A 20,439-nucleotide genomic window follows, 5' to 3' on the forward strand; every position below is an offset into this window, starting at 1 on the left:
GAGGATCAGCCCGGCGCGGTCTGCGCGACGAAGGGCTGCATCACAGCGTGGCCGAAACGGCGCCGCAGCCAGCGCTCGCACGGCTGCGAGAATCCGCGCGCGACCGCGAGGCCGAGCAGCCAGGCCAGCACCAATGCCGGCACGTACCAGAGGAAGCCCCAGCGCATATCGAATCCGCCGCTGCGGAAAACCGCAACGAGGGCGAACACGACGAACATGTGGAAAAGATAAATCTCATAGCTGAGTCTGCCGCAAGAACGCAGCCAGCCAAGGCCGCGCAGTCGCCACGGTGTCGCCGCAGCCGCCTGCCAATGCAGGCCGAGGATCAGGCTCGCGGCGCTGCCGATCAGCAACCAGACGTTGTACTCACCGATTGCCTTCCACAGCGGCGTACCGGCGAAGAAGACCGCGCAAAGGCCGACGCCGCCAAGCGCGCACAAAGCCGACGCCAGCCAGCGCGGCGGCGCGGCGATGCGCGTGGCGAACATCGCCGCGAGCACGCCGAGCGCGATCGCAGACATGCCGGGCAAGTACGCCTCCTCGTACCAGATGCCGCCGCCCGCGTCATGCAATGCCATGCGCACAAACGGCATCGACAGCACGAGTGCGGCCAGCACCGCGACGAACATCCAGCGCACTTTGCCCAAGGTCAGGCAGACCAAAGGGAACGCCAGATAGAACACTTCTTCGACCGCCAGCGACCACATCACGTTCCAGCCGCCGGGCAGATAGCCGGTGGTGCCCTCGTACCAGTTCACATGGAATCCGAGCGCGGCGAAGATCGCGCCGCCCAGCGACTGGTTCGGTTTGTCGATGACGTAGTAGGGCACGCCGGCGAGATGCAGCGCGCTCAGCAGCGCGACCACCAGGAACAGCGTCGGCAGGATGCGCGAGGCGCGCTGCAGATAGAACTGCGGCGCGGATAGCGCGCTCAAGTCTCCCCAGCGGGTCAGCGAGCGACGAGTGATCAGGAAGCCGGAAATCACGAAGAAGATCGCCACCGATTCGGCGCCGTTGTAGATCAGGCCCTTCAGGAACCAAGGCGGGAGAAAATCCGCGAGTGCGGTCTTGGTCAGCGGAATGCGAATCGCGAAATGGTGGGCAACGACGAACAGGATGGACATGCCGCGCAGCGCGTCGATGCCGCGGTTGCGGTCGGCCGCCGCCGCGCCCGGCAAAGGAAGATGGGTATTCAAGGATGTGGATTCCGGAGGGGCGGACGGCGCGGCGTCAACCCGGCCCAAGGCTGGCTAGGTCACGCTTGGCCGCGTCGAGCCAGCGCGCTTCCTTGCGCCGGTAATAACTCGGCGAGACTTTCGCGCGCTTGAGCATGTCGTTGAACACCTCGCGCGCCTCGCGGAAGCGCGAGCGCTGCACGAGCAGCGTGGCGTAGCGGTAGCGCGCCTCCTCGCCCGGATAGCTCGTCGCCAGGTCGCGATAGCGTGCGAGCGCGGCGTCGGGATCGCCGAGCGCCTCGTCGATTCGGGCGCGCAGAAGGTCGGCATCGTTCGAGCGCAGCTGCGGATGCGCGGCGTAGAGCCTGTCGAGAGTCTCCTTCGCGCCGGCGAAATCATCAAGGCCCACCTGCGCGCGCGCGAGGCCGATCGAGAAACCGATGTCATTCGCGTTGATACCCCTCAGGATCGAGCGGTACAGCTCGGCCGCGTTGGTGAAGTCGCCGAGGTTGATGCACTCCTCGGCGAGCGCGCGGCGGTTGTCGACGGTGTCGGCGAGTTCGAGGCGCTGCTCGATCTGCTTGCGCCGGCGCTCCGGCGCGACCGTATCGAGCACCTTGCTCGCGGTCTTGCGCGCGCGCGGGTCGTGGCGCAGGTCTGGCAGCACGTTGGCGATCACGTAGATGATCACGCCGAGATACGAGCCGATCAGGATGATCCAGATCCAATAAAGCTCGCGGCGCGTGCGCACCGCGTGCACGGCACAGGCGATCTGCAGGGCGAGCGAAAAGAGGACGAGTATCGGCATGCGGCATCCACGGCCTGCGTGAGGATGCGCAATTTTGCGTTAGCGCTTGCAGGTGCGGCAAGCGCCTTGCTCCGTTTCCCTTCCCACTCCGGGAGAAGGGAGGCAAAGACTACTGCGGCGGCCGGTCGCCGCTGAACTTCTGCGCGCTCGCGCCGTCGACCGCGCCGATCGTCGCGCTGTCGCTGACCCAGAGCTCGACCTCGCGCTTGAACTTCAGCGTGCCCTGTACGACCGCATGCGGACCGATGACGATGCGCGGCTTGCGCGAGTTGGAGGCGAACCAGCTGTGGTTCTCCTCGACCAGGATGCCGCCTTCGACGCGCGAATTGGCGCCGATCGTGATGTCGCCGTTGACCGTGTCGATGCCGCCGCCGACGTGCGCGGCATCGAGCTGGATGCCGCCGTTGACGTTCGATGCCTTGCCGGCGATGTCGGCGCCCTGTTCGAGCGTGATCGAGCCGTTGACGACGTTGACCGTTCTGCCGACCTTGGCGTTGGCGCCGAGCTTGATGCCGCCGTTGACCGACTCGACCGAATCCAGCGTCGCGCCCGCGCCGACATGGACCCCGCCATTGACCGTCTCCGCGCTCTTCACGTGCGCGTTCGCGCCGATGCGGATACCGCCGTTGACCGTGCTCAGCTTGCCGCCGCTGGCGCCGTCGTCAATCGAAATGGCCCCGTTGACCTTGTCGACGTCACCCTGGTCATCGGCGAAGGCCGGAGCGACGAGGCCGAGTGCAAGCAGTAGGGCGAGCTTGATGCGGATCATGGAAATCTCCCGGATGGTTGGAATCAGTCTGCCAGTTTTCTGATGCGGCGGCGGCGGAAAAGGTTGAATTAGGGTTTGCGTCGATCCTGCGAAGGCGGGAATGACGAGAGTTGAGGGATTTCCGTTACCATTCTCCGTTGTTACAGCCCATGTCAGAAAAAGGTTTTCCGTGCCCGCTCCGAAGCCCGTACTGCTGTTAATCCTCGATGGCTGGGGCCATCGCGACGACCCCGCCAACAACGCGCTCGCCCAAGCCAACCTGCCGACCTGGCGCCACTTGCTCGCGACGTATCCGCATACGCTGGTGGAGACGCACGGTCGCTTCGTCGGCCTGCCCGACGGGCAGATGGGCAATTCCGAAGTCGGCCACATGAACATCGGTGCGGGGCGTGTCGTCTATCAGGACCTGACCCGCATCGACGCGGCGATCGAGGACGGCAGCTTCTACACCAATCCCGCCCTGGTCGGCGCCTGCGCTGCGGCGAAGGAATCGACCCTGCACGTGTTCGGCCTGCTCTCGCCCGGTGGGGTGCACAGCCAAGAAGAGCACATCTTCGCCATGCTCGACCTGGCCAAGCGCCAGGGCGTTGCGCAGGTCGCCGTGCACGCCTTCCTCGACGGCCGCGACACGCCGCCGCAAAGCGCGCGCGCCTCGCTGGAAAAGCTGCAGGCGAAGTGCGCCGCGCTCGGCAACGCGCGTATCGCCACGGTCAGCGGCCGCTACTACGCGATGGACCGCGACAAGCGCTGGGAGCGCGTCAAGCTGGCCTGGGATGCGATCGTCGATGCACAGTCGGAATTCCATGCGAGCGATGCACTTGCGGCGCTCGAGGCTGCCTACGCTCGCGGCGAGACCGACGAATTCGTCAAGCCGACCGTGATCGGCGCAGGCGCGAAAGCCGCCGACGGCGACGCGGTGATCTACATGAATTTCCGCTCCGACCGCGCGCGCCAGTTGACCCAGGCCTTCGTCGATTCGAAGTTCACGGGTTTCGACGCACTCCGGCCGAGACTTGCGGCGTTCGTCACGCTGACCGAGTACAGCGCGGATCTCGCCGTTACCGCGATCGCCTATCCACCACAGTCTTTGTCGAACTCGCTCGGCGAATATCTCGCCGCGAAGGGATTGAGCCAGCTGCGCATCGCCGAGACCGAAAAATACGCGCACGTCACCTTCTTCTTCTCCGGCGGGCGCGAGGAACCGTACGTGCACGAGGACCGTATCCTCGTGCCGAGTCCGAAGGTCGCGACCTACGATCTGCAGCCGGAAATGAGTGTGCCCGAAGTCGCCGACAAGCTCGCCGCGGCAGTCCGCGGCAAGCAATACGACTTTATCGTCTGCAATATCGCCAACGCCGACATGGTCGGTCACACCGGCAAGCTCGACGCCGCGATCCAGGCCGCCGAGGCCGTCGATGCCGCGCTCGCCAAGATCCTTGCGGCGATCCTCGACGCCGGCGGCGAGATGCTGATCAGCGCCGACCACGGCAACTTTGAACAGATGCTCGACGCGAACGGGGTGCCGCACACCCAGCACACGGTCGGGCCGGTGCCGCTGGTCTACGTCGGTCGCAAGGCGACGCTCGAGCACGGCGCGCTGCGCGACCTCGCGCCGACCGCGCTGGCGTTGATGGGTTTGGCGCAACCGGCGGAGATGACAGGCCATTCGCTGGTCCGCTTCGCTTGAATTGGTTTTTCCCGTTCCGCGTTTGGCCGCCTCGGGCATCGGCAGCGGTGATGCTGGCGATTGCCAGCCTGCTCGACGCGAGCCAAGTCCGCGCCCAGGGTGGCGATGAGAGCCAGCGCATCGCGCAGGAAGCGCAAACCAAGCAGAAACTCGATTCGGTTCGCGTCGAGATCAGGAAAATCATCGATGCGCAAAAAGAAACCAATGCGCAGAAGGATGCGGCCGTTGCTGCGCTGCGCGAGCAGGATCTCAAGGTTGCTTCCACAGCGAAAGAACTGCATGCGATAGAGCAGAAGCTTGCCGGGCAGCAGGACAAGCTGGCCGAGCTGGAAGCGCGGCGCGATGCGCTCAACGTCAAGCTCGGCGCGCAGCGCGATACGCTGGCGGCATTGCTGCGTTCCGCCTACGTGGTCGGTCGCGGCGAAGAATTGAAGCTGCTGCTCGCGCAGGAGGACGTGGCCAGGATCGGCCGCATGCTCGAGTATTTCCACTACTTCGAGCGCGCGCGCGTCGCGCAGATCGAGGCGCTGCTCAAGGATCTCGACGCGCTTGCCCAGGTGCACAAGGCGATCGAAGACGAGACCGCGCAACTCGCCACGACGCGCACGCAGCGTGCCGATGAAGCCAGGCAACTCGATGCCGAGCGCGTGCAGCGCGCGCAGGTGCTGGCTGATTTCGACAGGCAGCTCAAGGACGACCAGGCGCGCCTCGCGGTGCTCGGCCAGGATGAGAAAGATCTCGGCGACCTGCTCGCCAAACTGCGCGATGTGTTTGCCGACATTCCCAAACAACTCGCCGGCGCGGAACCGTTCGCTTCGCTGCGTGGTCGATTGAATTGGCCGGTGCGCGGCAGGCTGGTAGCGGGATTTGGCGCGCGCGCCGGCGAGCGCGTCAGCAGCGGTATCGTGATCGCCGCTGCGGAAGGCGCGGAAGTGCACGCGGTGTCGCATGGACGTGTCGTGTTCGCCGACTGGATGCGCGGCTTCGGCCTGCTCCTGATCGTCGATCATGGCGACGGCTATCTGAGCTTGTATGGCTACAACGAGACCCTGCTCAAGGATGTCGGCGACTGGGTCAATGCGAACGAAACCGTCGCGACCAGCGGCAGCACGGGCGGACAGAAGATGCCGGGCGCATACTTTGAACTGCGCGCGCAGGGCAAGCCGGTCGATCCGCGCGCGTGGTTCAAGCCTTGATTGCGGGTTGCCCAGTCCCATTGATTGAAAGAGTTACGTTTTTGCCGTCATTCCGACTCTTGCAGGAATGACGATTTCCACGAGGTTCACTCCCATGCCGAACAAACTGTTTGCCCTCGCTCTTGCCGCCGCCGCAGGCATCTCCCTCGCCCGCGCCGATGAGGTCAAACCCGATGCGCCGCCTGCGCCGGCCAACGAAGCGACGAAGAAGACCACGGTCGACATCAACGACGTGCGCCAATTCGCCGCGGTGTTTGCCCTGGTCAAACAGGCTTACGTCGAGCCAGTCGACGATAAGACCTTGCTGCAGTCGGCGGTCAAGGGTCTTCTCGCCAATCTCGATCCGCACAGCGAATACCTCGACGAGAAGGCGATGACCGAACTGTCCGAGGACACTACCGGCAGCTACAACGGCCTCGGCATCGAAGTGCTTACGGTCGAAGGCGTGTTGCGCGTGGTCGCGCCGATCGACGATTCGCCGGCAGAGCGCGGTGGTATCAAGGCCGGCGACACGATCGTGCGCATCGACGGCAAGCCGATCACGAGCGAAAACGCCAGCGAAGCCTCGAACCTGCTGCGCGGCAAGGCTGGAACCCAAGTCACGCTCGGTGTCGTCCACGAGGGCGCGAGCGCGCCGGTCGACATCAAGCTCACGCGTGAGCCGATCCGCGTGGCCAGCGTACGCACGCGCTGGATCGAGCCGGGCTACGTCTATTTGCGCATCGCCCAGTTCCAGGAGGACACCGGTGGCGAGGTCAAGCGCAAGCTGGCCAAGCTGCGCGACAAGAGCCAGCCGGTCAAAGGCCTGGTCCTCGACCTGCGCAGCAACCCGGGTGGTCTGCTCACTTCGGCCGTCGAAGTGAGCGATGACTTCCTCGACTCGGGCCTCATCGTCACCACGAAAGGACGGCTCAAGCAGTCCGATCTCGCCTTCAACGCGACGCGCGGCGACCTGATCGACGGTGCGCCGATCGTCGTGCTTGCCGACAACGGCACCGCTTCGGCTGCCGAGATCGTCGCCGGCGCGCTCAAGGACAACCACCGCGCCCTGATCATGGGCCGGCGCACTTTCGGCAAGGGCTCGGTGCAGACCGTGCTGCCGCTCGACGAGACGCATGCGATCAAGCTCACGACCGCGCGTTACTACACGCCGAGCGGCGTCTCGATCCAGGCCGCGGGCATCCAGCCCGACATCGAACTCGGCGATCTCAAGCTCGTCGCGCGCGACACGCCGCCGAGCTATATCACCGGCGAGCGCGATCTGCCGAATCACTTGAAGGGCGATAGCGAACGGGACGGCGCCGCGGAAAAGCCGCTCAGTCAACGCGGCAACACCGAGGACTACGCGCTCAGCGAAGCGATGAACGTGCTCAAGGGCCTGGCGCTGCAGCGCAAGCCGGCACCGGCCGCCGCCGAAAAGAAGGGCTAGGGCGCCATTTGCCACCGGGGCATCGGCTGGCCGGACAAAAATGTTTCGTCCGGGCAAATCCCCTTCCTTGCCCGTTGTCCCTTTGTTGCAGCGCTTTTGCAAACTCCGATGAAAACGTTTACATTCCGCCGAAGAGACGGTGTAAACGTTCATTAAAACCGCAAGCATGCGTGTCGCATCGCGGGCGTATGCATTGCGCGGGAGGGCGTGAAGGCATGGCGGTAACCATACGGGATGTCGCACGCGAGGCACGGGTTTCCGTGGCGTCGGTGTCGCGCGCCCTCAACGGTTCTCCCGCGGTCACCGATGAGACGCGCCAGCGCATCGCCAGCATCGCCGCGCGCCTGCGCTATGTGCCGCACAGCGCGGCGCGTAGCCTGATCACCAAGCGCACCCAAACCGTCGGTGCACTGCTGCCCGATCTGTACGGCGAATTCTTCTCCGAGCTGATCCGCGGCATCGACCTTGCTGCGCGGTCGAAAGGATTGCATCTGCTCGTTTCCTCCTCGCATGGCGATACTAACGAGGCCGCTGCGGCGCTGCGTGCAATGCAGGGCCGTGTCGATGGCATGCTGATCCTGTCGCCGCACGTCGATGCCGCCTTCCTGCGCGCTAATCTGCCCGAGGCCGTTCCTGCAGTGCTGCTCAACAGCGCACTCAAAGGAGCCCAGCACGACGTGCTCAATATCGACAACTACGGTGGCGCCTACGCGATGACGCGGCACCTGCTCGACGCAGGTCATGCCAGCGTCGCCTTCATCGGCGGCCCAGAGGACAACTTCGACGCCCAGCAACGCGAGCGCGGCTACCGCGAGGCGATGGCTGCATTCGCGCCGAAGGCGGCGGTGAAGGTGGCGACCGGCGATTTCGGCGAGGAGTCCGGTTACCGTGCAGGTCGCGCATTCGCGAAGAGTGCCGACAGGCCTCGCGCGGTCTTCGCTGCGAACGACATGATGGCGGTCGGTTGCCTGCGCGCGTTCGCAGAGAGCGGCCTGCGCGTGCCCGACGACGTCGCGCTGGCCGGTTTCGACGACATCCCTATCGCACGTTATGTCACTCCGTCGCTGACCACAGTGCACGTGCGCATCGCCGACCTCGGACGCAGCGCGCTCGAGCGCCTCGCCACGGCTATCGAAAAACCCGGCCGTGCGCTTCACGGCGCAGCGCCGATGCTTGCCTGCGAGGTTGTCGTGCGCGCGAGCAGTGGCGGCAAGACTAGCGGGAGGACAACAGCGAAGCGCGCCTGAGCGCGCGCCCGGAGTTAACGAGCGGACCACAAAAAACGAACCACAAAATCCACGTACAACAACGTTTCCCTTGGGAGGAGAACATGAGAAAGCCGCTGCCCTTTAAGAAGAAAATTCTTGCCTCGCTGATTCGTACCGCCGTAGTCGCCACCGTGGCGATGCCGGCGCTGAGTTGGGCGCAAACGTCCGATGCAAATCTGCGTGGCAAGGCTGCGCCGAACATGCAGATCACGGCGAAAAACATCGCCACAGGCGCGCGCCGTGTCACGATGAGCGGCGCCGACGGAGGCTATGCACTTGTCGCTTTGCCACCCGGTACCTATCAGGTTGACGCAGGGCCTGGTACGGAGAAGACGATCACATTGAGCGTGGCGTCCACCGCAACCTTGGATTTCACCGCGCCAGCAGCGACTGCGAGTTCAGCAGGGGCCGCGACGTTGGAAGGCATCACGGTGACGGGCATCGCGCTTGCCGAAGTGAAGACCTCCGAAGTCGGCAACACGATATCTCTGCACCAGATCGAAACCATCCCGCAAGTTTCGCGCAACTTCCTTGAGTTCGCCGACACCGTCCCGGGCATGGTGTTCATCAGCCAGAACGGTAAAACCTCGATCCAGAGCGGCGGGCAGAACAACAGCGCCACCAACGTCTATATCGACGGCATCGGGCAGAAGAACTACATTCAACGTGGCGGCATCGTCGGCCAAGCCGGGCCACAAGGCCAAAGCGGCGACTTGGGCAACCCGTTCCCGCAGCTCGCGATCGGCGAATACAAGGTCATCACGTCCAACTACAAGGCCGAATACGACCAGATTTCGAGCGCCGCCATCGTTGCGCAAACCAAGTCGGGCACCAATGAATTTCATGGTGAAGTTTTCGGCACCACGACCAACGAAAGCTTGCGCTCGACGACACCCGCCGAACAAGTGGCGGGCAAAAAAACGCCGTCCAGCGACAATGAATACGGTTTTGCGGTGGGCGGCCCCATCATCACGGACGCGTTGCATTTTTTCTTCACTTACGAAGGAAAGGACATCTCGCAGCCCACAGCGGTCGTTCCGCCGGCGATTGCCGCCAATGGTGCGCCTGTAAACACGACCGCTTTGTTGCCGGCCAGCGTGGCGGCGCAATACGGCCCGGCGTCGCAACCGTTCCATGAAAATCTGTATTTCGGCAAGATCGATTGGGAGCTCTCAGATCGTGATCGCATCGATCTCGATGGAAGCCTTCGCCGAGAAACGCAAACTGTAGGCGCTACAGAACAAGTTGCTGCGTCGGCTGCGTTTCATTACAAGAACGACGTCACGCGTTCGAGTGTGCGCTGGCAGCATTCTGCCGATGCCTGGACGAATGAATTGACCATTAGCTACGAAGATGCCAAATCGCTGCCGACGGCGCCTTCGCAAGGCGCCTATGCTGAGGTATACACGTGGCAGGGTACTGGCAGCAACAATCAGAACTTGATAACAATCAATGGGCAAGATCCGCGGAGCTATTTTAATTCCGAACAGAAAGGCACCGCCATACAAGATGACTTGACCTTCAACAGCTTCAATTTTTACGGTGATCACGTCATCAAGGTCGGATTCAAATACAAGGACGTCAAGCTGACCAATGCCGACGCGACCGCCGGAAACCCGGAATACTATTATGCGGTCACCGACAGCGGGACTTCGGCAACCCCTTACCAAGTCGTTTTTGCCAATCCGGTGGCCGGACTGAGTCCGCAGGTCACTTCAAAAGACAAACAAATCGGCGCGTATATCCAGGACGATTGGGCTGTCAACGAGCATCTCACCCTGAACCTCGGCCTGCGTACGGATTACGAGTCCTCGCCGACTTATCAGGACTGGGTGACACCCGCCAGCGTGGTCGCAGCGTTCAACGCGCCGTATCCGACGAATAACAATGGAAATCCACAGCCCACCCCGGGCGAAACACTTGCGCAGGCCTATGCGCTCGGCGGCGTCAATATCAACAACTACCTCAGCAACGGCCACAATCGCAAGGCGTTCAAGAACGAATGGCAGCCGCGTCTCGGTTTCTCCTATGACCTCGATGCCGACGAACAGCACGTCATTTTCGGTGGCATCGGGCGCGCTTACGACCGTCAGTTGTTCAATACCTTGTCGCTGGAGAACAGCAAGTTTTCGCTCGCCGAGCCGACATTGGCTTTCCAGAATCCGCAAGCAATCGGCAATTGCGGACCGACTTCACCGGTCACCAACACCTGCGTGCCGTGGGATCCGAAGTATCTGAACGTGAATAATTTGTACGCCGCGGCGAATATCGGTGGCGAAATTAACATGTTGAACAACAATTTGAAGGCGCCGTATTCGGATCAGTTCAGCCTCGGCATGCGCAACAAGATCGGCGACTGGAATACCAGCATCGGGCTTGCGCGAATCCTGAGCTATGACGGCATCATCGGGCAGCTCGGCAATCGTTATGCCAATGGCGCCTTCTACAACACCGTCGGCGGCAACCAGTGGGGTACCTCAGGCCCGCCAGGCTTCAACAGCAATTTCGTGATTTTCGACAACGGTGTGGAATCTAAAACCACGCAACTGCTGGTGTCGGTTGAGAAGCCCTACACCAAGGAAAGCGGTTGGTATGCGAATATCTCGTATACCTATACCGACGCGAAGCAGAACCGCCTCGTCACCGACGGCTATGCTTTCGATTTACCGAGCATCAAAGACTATCCGTTCACGGATTCCGACCAGGTGGCCAAACATCGTTTGGTTGCTGTCGGCTCCTACGATATTCCGTGGGATATAACACTGACCGGCAAACTGGTGCTTGAGGCAGGACGGCCATTTACGGAAATTACCTGCGGTGACGGCAATGCGAACGGCTACGGCGGCCCATGCTATCCAACGACGGCCGTACCTTCTGGTAAGAAATTCCTGTTCGGTGGGGATATCTACACGTATCGCGAATTCGATCTCGCAGCATCCAAGACCTTTGACCTGACTCACGGCATGGGTTTGCAGTTGCGTCTGGATGCAATCAATCTGCTCAACTACAAGAACTTGTCGGATCCCATTTGGCTCGGTTCGGGTAGTAGTCTGCGAGTTGGCTTCGACCCACACGGAAATATCTACAGCGTGCCGCGTACATTCCGTTTCACGATGCGTTATACGTTCTAAACGAAAAGGGCATTTGCGTTGTTACTTAAGGAATTCCTGAGCCAGGGACGGCTCTTCCTAAGAACGGCCTGAATCGGCAGACTCCGCGAAACGCTTTGGAACAGCAAAGCGAGTCAAGCGAGAATCCATTATTGATCTTGATTGCGCAGCAAAAGAAGCGGAACTTGAGCAGCACATTTCCACAAGCCAAAGGCTGGGTTCCGCCACTCGCCCGCTACGATCTGTTTGCGACACGCATCTGGCAGTCGCGGCTGGTCCCTTTCTATAGCCAGTTGCCTAAGTGGGCCGAATTGATCTGCGCCATGCGCGCGGCGCACCCCGAAACAGGCGGGCGTACCAACCGCCGCGGCTGGAACAGCACGGAAATGTTCGTGCTTGAGCGTCCGGAGTTTGCCGACCTGAATTCGGCGGTGCGCGCTGGTTGCACGGCGGCTTTGCAGGACATGGGCATCGGCAATACCGTATTTCGATTGCAAAGCTGGATCAATCTGCACGACCGCGGCGGCTTCAATGTGTCGCACGTACATGAAGGCTCTTTGCTTTCGGGCAGCATCTACATACAGGTTCCTCCCGGTTCGGGCAGTTTCGTGTTGCGCGAACCGCGGCCCGGCGTCGTGCATGGCTTGCTCAAGGGTATGGTGCCCAATGGCCACAACGACATCCAACTTGTCCCTGAGCCGGGGTTACTGGTGATCTTTCCCTGTTGGCTTGAGCACTACGTGGAAGCGCACGAAAGCGACACGCCGCGCATTACCATCGCTTTCAACGTCAGTGGCTGATAGTCAAACCGCGCACTGCGCTGAACAGATCCGGGAATCTGGAGAAGGAAAACTGCGTGGTTGAAAAATCCATCAAATATATTGTCATCGTCGGCGGCGGCACCGCCGGCTGGATGGCTGCCGCGGCGATGGCCAAGGTATTTGGGCGCGCGGTATCGATTCGTCTGGTCGAATCCGAGGAAATAGGCACGGTCGGCGTGGGTGAAGCCACGGTACCGGCGCTCGGCCATTTCAACCGGATGCTGGAAATCAACGAAGCCGAGTTCATGCGGCAAGTGCAGGGCACGTTCAAGCTCGGTATCGAGTTCGTCGATTGGGGTCGCATTGGCGATCGCTATATGCACGGCTTCGGCACGACGATCGGTGCCGATTTTGGCGGCCAGCCGTTTCACCAGTATTGGATCAAGGCGCGACAGGCGGGCCGTGCCAAGGATATCGGCGCCTATACCTTGCACACGATGGCGGGGCCGCTTGGCAAGTTCATGACCTCGGCGAGCGATGTGCCGGCCTCGTCGCCGCTCGCGGACATCGCTTACGCTTATCACTTCGATGCCGGGTTGTACGCGCGCTATCTGCGTCGCTATGCAGAAAATCTCGGCGTGCGCCGTACCGAAGGCAAGGTCAAGCAGGTGATTCAACGACCGGACGATGGCTTCATCGACGCGGTCGTGATGGAAAATGGCGAGAAGATCAGCGGCGATCTGTTCATCGACTGCTCGGGCTTCCGCGGCCTCTTGATCGAGCAGACCCTGAAGGCCGGTTACGAGGACTGGTCGCACTGGCTGCCGTGCAACAGCGCCGTCGCCGCGCCGTGCGAGAACGTCGGTCCGCCGACGCCGTTCGTGCGTTGCACCGCGCGCGAGGCCGGATGGACCTGGCGCATTCCACTGCAGCATCGCACCGGCAACGGCTACGTCTATTCGAACAAATACATCAGCGACGACGAGGCGGCGAATAATTTGCTCGGCTGGCTCGACGGGCGTGCGCTCGGCAACCCGCGCGTGTTGCGCTTCACGCCCGGTCGTCGCAACAAAGTGTGGGACAAAAACGTGGTTGCAATCGGATTGGCGAGCGGATTCCTCGAACCACTGGAGTCCACCAGCATTTATCTGATCCAGTCCGCAATCAATCGCTTGCTTAGCCTGTTTCCCGATCGCGAGTTCGATCAATCGACGATCGATCGCTACAACGCGCAGGCGGCCTTCGAGATCGAGCGCATCCGCGACTTCATCATCCTGCACTTCTGCGCGACCGAACGCAGCGACACGCCGTTCTGGGATTACTGCCGCACGATGAGCCTGCCCGAACCGCTCGCCAATACCATCCGCCTGTTCCGCGACACCGGTCGCTACTATCGCAACGCCGACGAACTGTTCGGCCAGTTGAGCTGGGTGCAGGTGATGGTCGGCCAGCGCATCGTGCCGAGAAAATATCATCCCATCGTGGATCGCATGAGCGACCAGGATTTGTACGAATTCGTCGGCAAGGTGGAACAGGTCATCAGAAGTTGCGTCGATGTCATGCCATCGCATCAAGCGTTCATCGACAAATGGTGCAAGGCGCCGCCGATCGCGATGTAAAGCACTGCGCTCAGGTGCGGGCGCGTTTCATTTTGCTCACTTCTGCGATTCCGCGCGCGTGGCCTCGTCGAGCTTCTTCAGCGCTGCCGTCGCTTCGGGATTCGACATGAACGTCTTCCACAGCAGGCCGCTGCGGTAGTTCTCGACCATCACCACGATCGGCGCCTGGTTGAGTCCCATGTAGTGCGACGAGACCCAATGCAGCGTCGGGTTGTAATTGTCGCGCGGGCCATAGATGCCCCACAACTCGGCGCCAAGATCGCGGTAATAGTGTTTGAACGCCGCCATCGACGCTTCCGGTGTGTACGGGAACGAAGCGAGCGCGCCCGTCAGCGTGATCGTGCCCTCGTCGTTGGCCTTGTCGGGCGCCGGCGTCGTGTAACCGTTCGGGCCGAAGCTCGCGGTCAGGCCCCAGGCGTCCGCGCCATAGCCTTGATAATGCTTCGGATTGTCCATGCACCACGCGCGATTGATCAGCGCGATATTGCGATTATTGTCGAAATACGAATTTGTATACTTGTCCTGTATGAGATGCGGATCGAAGCCCAGGAACGAATAGTGCGTGAAGAATAGCGGGCCGCCGCTGCCGACGCCGACGTCGAGCTTGATGTCGTAGTACGTCTTTTCGTTCTTGTAGTGATTGCCATCGGGACTGCCCGACCATCCCGCACGGTATTCCAGCGCACGCGCGCTCTGGCTCGCCCACCCGGAGTAGTACATCGACGCCGGCACCGAATGCGTCGGCGAGCCGATTGCGAGCAGATAGGCGATCAACGACTCGTTGAAGCCGATCAGCGGATGATGGATCTGGTAGCTCCACTGCGGCGACCAGTGCCAGTACAAAAATGCGCTGTCCGGCTTGTCGCGATACCAGTTCCACTCGACGCCTTCCCACAGTTTGCTAATGCGCTGATGCAGCGCCTGCTCGCGCGCATCCGTGCCGTTGAAATATTGCCGCGCAGTCAACAGCCCCTGAATCATGAACGAGGTTTCGATGATGTCGCCGCCGTTGTCGAGCATGCCGAACAGCGGCATCGTTTCGCCCGTGGCATCGTTCATGTAGTGCGACCATGCGCCGTGATATTTCGGCGCTTTCTCAAGGAAGCTCACGATCTTTTCCAGCCGCTCGCGGCCCTGATCGCGGGTGATGAAATGCCGCTCGACGCCGACCAGCACGGCCATGACTCCGAAGCCGCTCGCGCCCATAGCGACGATGCGGTCGTCGCCCGGTAGGTTCTCGAACGCCATGCCTGAATTCGGCGCCGCGGCTTCCCAGTAATAATGGAACGCGGCTTCCTGCAGCATCGTGAGCAACTCGTCGTCGTTCATTTCGCGCGTGGCCGCGCTGACGACGGCGGACGGCGCCGAAACGCGATTCGCCGCATCGGCGCTGGCGATTTTGTATTTCGCCTTTGCGTTCGCGCGGCCGATGAAATCGGAATAACGGTGAGTGCCGGGAAGTTGAATTCCGATCGGCTCGAACGTTTCGCCGTCGAGCGCACGATAGATCACGAAATGGTCGAAGCCCTCGGGTTCCTGCGCCTGCCAGGTCAGCACGACGTGCCGATCGTAACCCTTTGCCTCGACGTTTTCGGGCGCAGCGAGCACGGGCGCAGCAGCGAGCTGCGCATCGTCGTCGACGCGTACATCGTCGACGATCAGAACGTGCCTTTTCCCGTCCGCGCGGCCCTGCATCAAGATCACGTTTTGCAGGCGCTCGGGATGGAACGAATACACCGATGCCGACTTGAGCTCGAGCATTGGAATGCGCACCTGCGTCCAGCGGTTCGCCGGCAGGTCTGCGCCGATATATTTCGCCAGCGCAACGGTTTCGGTGAAGCTGCCCGGAAACGTGGCGACCTGCAGGCTATCGCGCGCGTCCGAAAGCATCAGGTTCGGCAGATCGGCCGCGGCGATCGGCTCGGGCGAATAGATCCAAAAGTATAATTGTCTACCGGAGAGTTCCGGATAGCGGTTCGGGAAGTTTGCGACGTGGATTTCTGCGTCCCACGAGCCGTTCGGCTTGGACTCCCACGCCACACGCAGAGCATTGGGCGGGGTGCGGAAAATTTTCGACTCGACCGGCAGCCTGTAGTCGATGTTTTCGAGCATTGAAGGCATCGTCGAGACCGCTCCGCTGTGCCAATACAGCTTGAGCTGCGCGCTGTTGTCGAATACGACGTGGCGATAGTAAGCCGTCTGCGCGAACGCGACCGGCGCGGCAAACGCGGCGGCGAGAATCGCCCATGCAGCGCGACGACGCGCAATGCGCATCATGTGGTATCGAAGATGCATTCGACTCCCTCCCTTCAAGAGTTTTGATATGGCGCTGCAGCATGCGACCGTGCCGTGGCGCAGCTATACTCCCTGCTATATGTAAACGTTTACAAGGCTGCCAAATATATGGCTTTCTGCGGCCGATGAGTAGTGTCCCGAGGAGCTGGTGTGGCCCATTGTGCGATCGACGACGAAGCCCTGCGCCGTTACGAACGCGACGGCTATTTGGTCCTGCGCAAGGCATTCGACGCGGAGGAAATCGGCCTGCTCGCGCGCACCGTGAAAGAAGACCGCGTGCTCGATCGGCACGCGTTCGGCCGCTCGGACGGCGAAGGCGGCACGGTGCGCCTGTCGTTGTGGAATCATCCGACTGAAACTATCTACGGCATGATCGCGCGCAGCGAATCGCTGGTCGGCGCCGCGGAGAAACTGCTCGGAGGCGAGGTCTATCACTACCACTCGAAAATGGTCATGAAAGACCCGCGCACAGGCGGCGCGTGGGCGTGGCATCAGGATTACGGCTACTGGTATCAGAACGGCGTGCTGTTTCCGCATCTGACGAGCGCGTTCATCGCGGTCGATCGCAGCACGCGCGAGAACGGTTGTCTGCAGGTCGTGCGCGGCTCGCATCATCTAGGCCGCATCGACCACGTGCTGACCGGCGAGCAGGCCGGCGCGGATCTCGCGCGCGTCGAAGAAATCCTCAAGCGCCTGGATGTCGTCTACGTCGAGATGGAGCCCGGCGATGTCGTGTTCTTCCATGCAAACATGCTGCATCGGTCCGACCAGAACCGTTCGGAACACCCGCGCTGGTCGATGATTTGCTGCTACAACGCGGCGAGCAACGATCCGTACAAGGAATCGCATCACCCGCGCTACACACCGCTCGTGAAAGTCCCGGACGCGAGGATCCTCGAATGCGGGCATCGCCGCTTTTCCGCAGACGACGCGGCGGCATGGCTGTCGCCCGAGCAGGACCGCAGCGCCGCGGATCTCCAGTCGTGACGGCGGCGTTTCCGAAGTGGCGCGACGCACCCCTCCCGCATCCGTGAAAGCCCGCGGCCATTACCCAAGTACAATGCGGCCAGTTTGCTGTCCGGATCTTCCAACATGGAACACTGAAGGGTCATGACCGACAACCGCATCAAGAACATCGTCATCGTCGGTGGCGGCACGGCCGGCTGGATGGCGGCCGCGGCATTCGCAAAGGTGTTTGCCGGCGCCTATTCGATCCGCCTGATCGAGTCCGAGGAGATCGGTACGGTCGGCGTCGGCGAGGCGACGGTGCCGCATCTGAAGCTGTACAACCAGACGCTGGAAATCGACGAGACCGAATTCATCAAGCAGACCCAAGGCACGTTCAAGCTCGGCATCGAATTCGTCGACTGGGCCCGCGTCGGTGACCGATACATCCATGGTTTCGGCCAGATCGGCCATGACCACGGCCTGCTGCCGTTCCATCAGTATTGGCTCAAGGCACACAAGCAGGGCAAGGCGAGCGGCCTCGACGACTATTCGCTCAACGCCGCGGCTTCGCTGAAAGGCAAGTTCATGGCTTCGGCGCGCGACGTTAAAGAACACTCGCCGCTGGCGAATATCGCCTACGCCTATCACTTCGACGCAGGCCTCTATGCGAAATTCCTGCGCAACTACGCCGAGGCGCGCGGCGTGCGTCGCACCGAGGGCAAGGTCACGCAGGTGATTCAGCGGCCGGAGGATGGTTACGTCGATGCCGTGGTGATGGAGAACGGCGAACGCATCGAAGGCGATCTCTTCATCGATTGCTCGGGTTTTCGCGGCCTGCTGATCGAACAGACCTTGAAGGCCGGCTACGAGGATTGGTTGCATTGGCTGCCGTGCGATCGCGCGGTGGCGATGCCGTGCGAGAACGTCGGTCCGCCGACGCCGTTCGTGCGCTGCACCGCGCGCGAGGCGGGCTGGACCTGGCGCATCCCGCTGCAGCATCGCACCGGCAACGGCTATGTCTATGCGAGCCAGTACATCGGTGACGACGAAGCCGCAGCCAATCTGGCGAAATGGATCGACGGATGCGCGCTCGGCAGTCCGCGCGTACTGCGCTTCACGCCGGGGCAGCGCAAGAAGTGCTGGGACAAGAACGTGGTCGCGATCGGACTCGCGAGCGGGTTCCTCGAGCCGCTCGAATCGACCAGCATTTTCCTGATCCAGTCCGCGGTCGCGCGCATCATCAACCTGTTTCCCGACCAGGGCTTCAGCGACGTGATCCGCGATCGCTACAACGCGCAGGCGGCGTTCGAGATCGAGCGCATACGCGATTTCATCATCCTGCATTATTACGCGACCGAGCGCGACGATACGCCGTTCTGGAACTATTGCCGCACGATGTCGGTGCCGAAAGAGTTGACCGACAACATCCGCCTGTTCCGTGATTCCGGCCGCTTCTATCGTAACGCCGAGGAAATGTTCGCGCAGCCGAGCTGGGTCGAGGTGATGGTCGGCCAGCGCATTCTGCCCGAGCGCTGGCATCCGATGGTCGACCAGATGCCGCAGGCGGAGCTCGAGGATCTCGTCGGCGGCGTGAAGAGAGTGATTGCCAATTGTGTCGAGGTGATGCCGCCGCACCAGGCCTTCATCGACCGTTACTGCAAGGCGCCGCGGCCTTGAGACCGGTTTCTGATGCGGGAACAATCGCGCCGCCGCAATGTCACAGCTGCATCGCAATTCCCGTCGCGAGGGCGTGGGATGCGCCCGTCGCGTCACTTCCTTCTCCCTAATCGAGTAGCCTTTCGTGAGTCTGAGCAAGCCGTTCCACCGCCTGCGTGTAAACGTTTTCAGCTTCCTCCTCGTGGTCGCCGCGGGAGCGTCGACTCCTCTGTTTGCGAAAGCCCCGTCTGCGCCTGCGGTCGGCGGCGCGCCGATCACCACGTTCCAGTCGCTGCCGAAAGAGCAGCAGGCGATGCTCGACGAGCTGGAGAAGCGCACGTTCGATTTCTTCATCGCCAGCGCGAATCCCGAAAACGGCCAGGTGCCCGATCACTGGGCGCCGGGGCACGAGAACGATCCCTCGTTCTTCTCCTCGGTCGCCGCGGTCGGCTTCGGCCTGACCGCCTACGGCATCGGTGATGAGCGCGGCTGGATCAAGCGCGACGAAGCGGTGAAACGCACGCTCGCGACGCTGCGCTTCTTCGCCAACGCCAAGCAGAACGAAGAGAAGGACGCGAGCGGCGCGCATGGGTTCTTCTACCACTTTCTCGACATGCACAGCGGCGCGCGGTTCGGGCCGGAGCCGTGGGTCGAATTGTCGTCGGTAGATACGGCGTGGCTGCTTTACGGCGTGCTGTTCGCGCAGTCGTACTACGACAAAAACACGAAGGACGAGAAGGAGATCCGCCAGCTCGCCGACCAGATCTACCGCCGCGTCGACTGGAAATGGTTCAGCGACGGCAATCCGCTCGTACAGGGTGGCTGGACGCCCGAGAACGGCTTTGACTACAACTATTATCGCGGCTTCAGCGAGGCGATCGGCCTGTACATCCTTGCACTCGGCTCGCCGACCTACGGCCTGGGGCCGGCGACATGGAGGCGCTGGACGCAACCCAACGACAAGATCTGGGGTGAATTCCAGGGCCAGACCTATCTCGCTGGCAGCCCCTCGTTCTGGCACCAGTGGGCGCATTCTTGGGTCGATTTCCGCGGCATCCAGGACGAGTACATGCGCGGCAAGGGCATCGACTATTTCACCAACAGCCAGCGCGCCGCGCTCGCACAACGCGAATACGCGATCCACAACCCGCTGCAGTGGAAGGATTACGACGGCAATGTCTGGGGCCTGACCGCGAGCAACGGTCCGCGCGGCCACACGCAGCCGGGCGAGCCCGATCGCTACAAGAACGATTCGAAGCCATTCTACGGCTACATCGAGCGCGGCGCGGGCCTTTCGCGCGCGGCGGTCGACGACGGCACGATCGCGCCGACCGCGGCGGCGGCCTCGATCGCGTTCACGCCGCAGATCGTGGTCCCGGCCATCGCGGAAATGAAACAGCGTTATGGCGATGATCTCTACACGCCATACGGTTTCGTCGATGCGTTCAATCCGAGCTTCACCTTCACCGACCGTTCGGTGCGCACCGGTCGTGTCGTACCGGACAAGGGCTGGTTCGACAACCTGTATCTGGGCGTCGATCAAGGGCCGATCCTGCTCATGCTCGAAAACTACCGCAGCGGCTTCGTCTGGAAAACGATGCGCAAGAATCCGTATATTCGCGAGGGCCTGAAGCGCGCCGGATTCAGCGGGGGTTGGCTCGGTAAGTCCGTCGACAAATAAGCGGGCGGCACGGCGCGCGCCGAAGCCGCCTTCCGGA

14 protein-coding genes are annotated in these 20,439 nt (G+C 62.0%); 10 read left to right on the forward strand and 4 right to left on the reverse strand.

The window, feature by feature from the left end:
• Window positions 1-5 precede the first annotated feature (5 nt).
• The 3 genes from F455_RS19905 to F455_RS0105765 form a co-directional block, all read right to left on the reverse strand.
• Window positions 6-1,196, reverse strand: a complete 1,191-nt coding sequence (locus F455_RS19905; protein WP_051084129.1) for an acyltransferase family protein — start codon at window positions 1,194-1,196, stop codon at window positions 6-8.
• Between the two features lie 34 nt (window positions 1,197-1,230).
• Window positions 1,231-1,983, reverse strand: a complete 753-nt coding sequence (locus tag F455_RS0105760; RefSeq protein WP_018972325.1) for a tetratricopeptide repeat protein — start codon at window positions 1,981-1,983, stop codon at window positions 1,231-1,233.
• A 109-nt stretch (window positions 1,984-2,092) separates the two neighbouring features.
• Window positions 2,093-2,752 carry a DUF4097 family beta strand repeat-containing protein gene (locus tag F455_RS0105765; protein WP_018972326.1) on the reverse strand — a complete coding sequence of 220 codons (660 nt, stop codon included), beginning with the start codon at window positions 2,750-2,752 and terminating at the stop codon, window positions 2,093-2,095.
• Window positions 2,753-2,921: 169 nt separating this feature from the next.
• Here F455_RS0105765 and gpmI point away from each other — a divergent pair, with 169 nt between their 5' ends.
• The 7 genes from gpmI to F455_RS0105800 all read left to right on the forward strand — a co-directional run bounded on the left by gpmI (window position 2,922) and on the right by F455_RS0105800 (window position 13,822).
• Entirely contained in the window at window positions 2,922-4,439 is a 1,518-nt protein-coding gene (gpmI, locus tag F455_RS0105770) for a 2,3-bisphosphoglycerate-independent phosphoglycerate mutase (protein ID WP_018972327.1), read from the forward strand.
• A 50-nt stretch (window positions 4,440-4,489) separates the two neighbouring features.
• The gene (locus F455_RS19910) at window positions 4,490-5,635 is read left to right on the forward strand and encodes a murein hydrolase activator EnvC family protein (protein ID WP_018972328.1); all 1,146 of its coding nucleotides are present in this window, start codon (window positions 4,490-4,492) and stop codon (window positions 5,633-5,635) included.
• Window positions 5,636-5,729: 94 nt separating this feature from the next.
• The gene (locus F455_RS0105780; protein ID WP_018972329.1) at window positions 5,730-7,064 is read left to right on the forward strand and encodes a S41 family peptidase; all 1,335 of its coding nucleotides are present in this window, start codon (window positions 5,730-5,732) and stop codon (window positions 7,062-7,064) included.
• Window positions 7,065-7,279: 215 nt separating this feature from the next.
• Window positions 7,280-8,311, forward strand: coding sequence for a LacI family DNA-binding transcriptional regulator (locus F455_RS0105785; protein WP_018972330.1), 1,032 nt, complete (start codon window positions 7,280-7,282; stop codon window positions 8,309-8,311).
• An 83-nt stretch (window positions 8,312-8,394) separates the two neighbouring features.
• Window positions 8,395-11,463, forward strand: coding sequence for a TonB-dependent receptor (locus F455_RS0105790; RefSeq protein WP_018972331.1), 3,069 nt, complete (start codon window positions 8,395-8,397; stop codon window positions 11,461-11,463).
• A 95-nt stretch (window positions 11,464-11,558) separates the two neighbouring features.
• Window positions 11,559-12,242 carry a TIGR02466 family protein gene (locus tag F455_RS0105795; protein ID WP_245539940.1) on the forward strand — a complete coding sequence of 228 codons (684 nt, stop codon included), beginning with the start codon at window positions 11,559-11,561 and terminating at the stop codon, window positions 12,240-12,242.
• 56 nt (window positions 12,243-12,298) lie between these two features.
• Window positions 12,299-13,822: a tryptophan halogenase family protein gene (locus F455_RS0105800; RefSeq protein ID WP_018972333.1), complete on the forward strand. Its 1,524-nt coding sequence runs from the start codon at window positions 12,299-12,301 to the stop codon at window positions 13,820-13,822.
• A 36-nt stretch (window positions 13,823-13,858) separates the two neighbouring features.
• On the opposite strand, the gene F455_RS0105805 is transcribed toward F455_RS0105800, so the two are convergent.
• Window positions 13,859-16,117: a glucoamylase family protein gene (locus F455_RS0105805; protein WP_211212286.1), complete on the reverse strand. Its 2,259-nt coding sequence runs from the start codon at window positions 16,115-16,117 to the stop codon at window positions 13,859-13,861.
• Window positions 16,118-16,267: 150 nt separating this feature from the next.
• On the opposite strand from F455_RS0105805, the gene F455_RS0105810 reads away from it, so the two are divergent.
• From F455_RS0105810 to F455_RS0105820, 3 genes are all read left to right on the forward strand, one after another.
• The gene (locus F455_RS0105810; RefSeq protein WP_018972335.1) at window positions 16,268-17,104 is read left to right on the forward strand and encodes a phytanoyl-CoA dioxygenase family protein; all 837 of its coding nucleotides are present in this window, start codon (window positions 16,268-16,270) and stop codon (window positions 17,102-17,104) included.
• A 123-nt stretch (window positions 17,105-17,227) separates the two neighbouring features.
• Window positions 17,228-18,742, forward strand: a complete 1,515-nt coding sequence (locus F455_RS0105815; RefSeq protein WP_018972336.1) for a tryptophan halogenase family protein — start codon at window positions 17,228-17,230, stop codon at window positions 18,740-18,742.
• 124 nt (window positions 18,743-18,866) lie between these two features.
• Window positions 18,867-20,402 carry a glucoamylase family protein gene (locus F455_RS0105820; protein WP_018972337.1) on the forward strand — a complete coding sequence of 512 codons (1,536 nt, stop codon included), beginning with the start codon at window positions 18,867-18,869 and terminating at the stop codon, window positions 20,400-20,402.
• Window positions 20,403-20,439 lie beyond the last annotated feature (37 nt).

Source organism: Rudaea cellulosilytica DSM 22992 (genome assembly GCF_000378125.1).
GTDB classification, from domain to species: Bacteria; Pseudomonadota; Gammaproteobacteria; order Xanthomonadales; family Rhodanobacteraceae; genus Rudaea; species Rudaea cellulosilytica.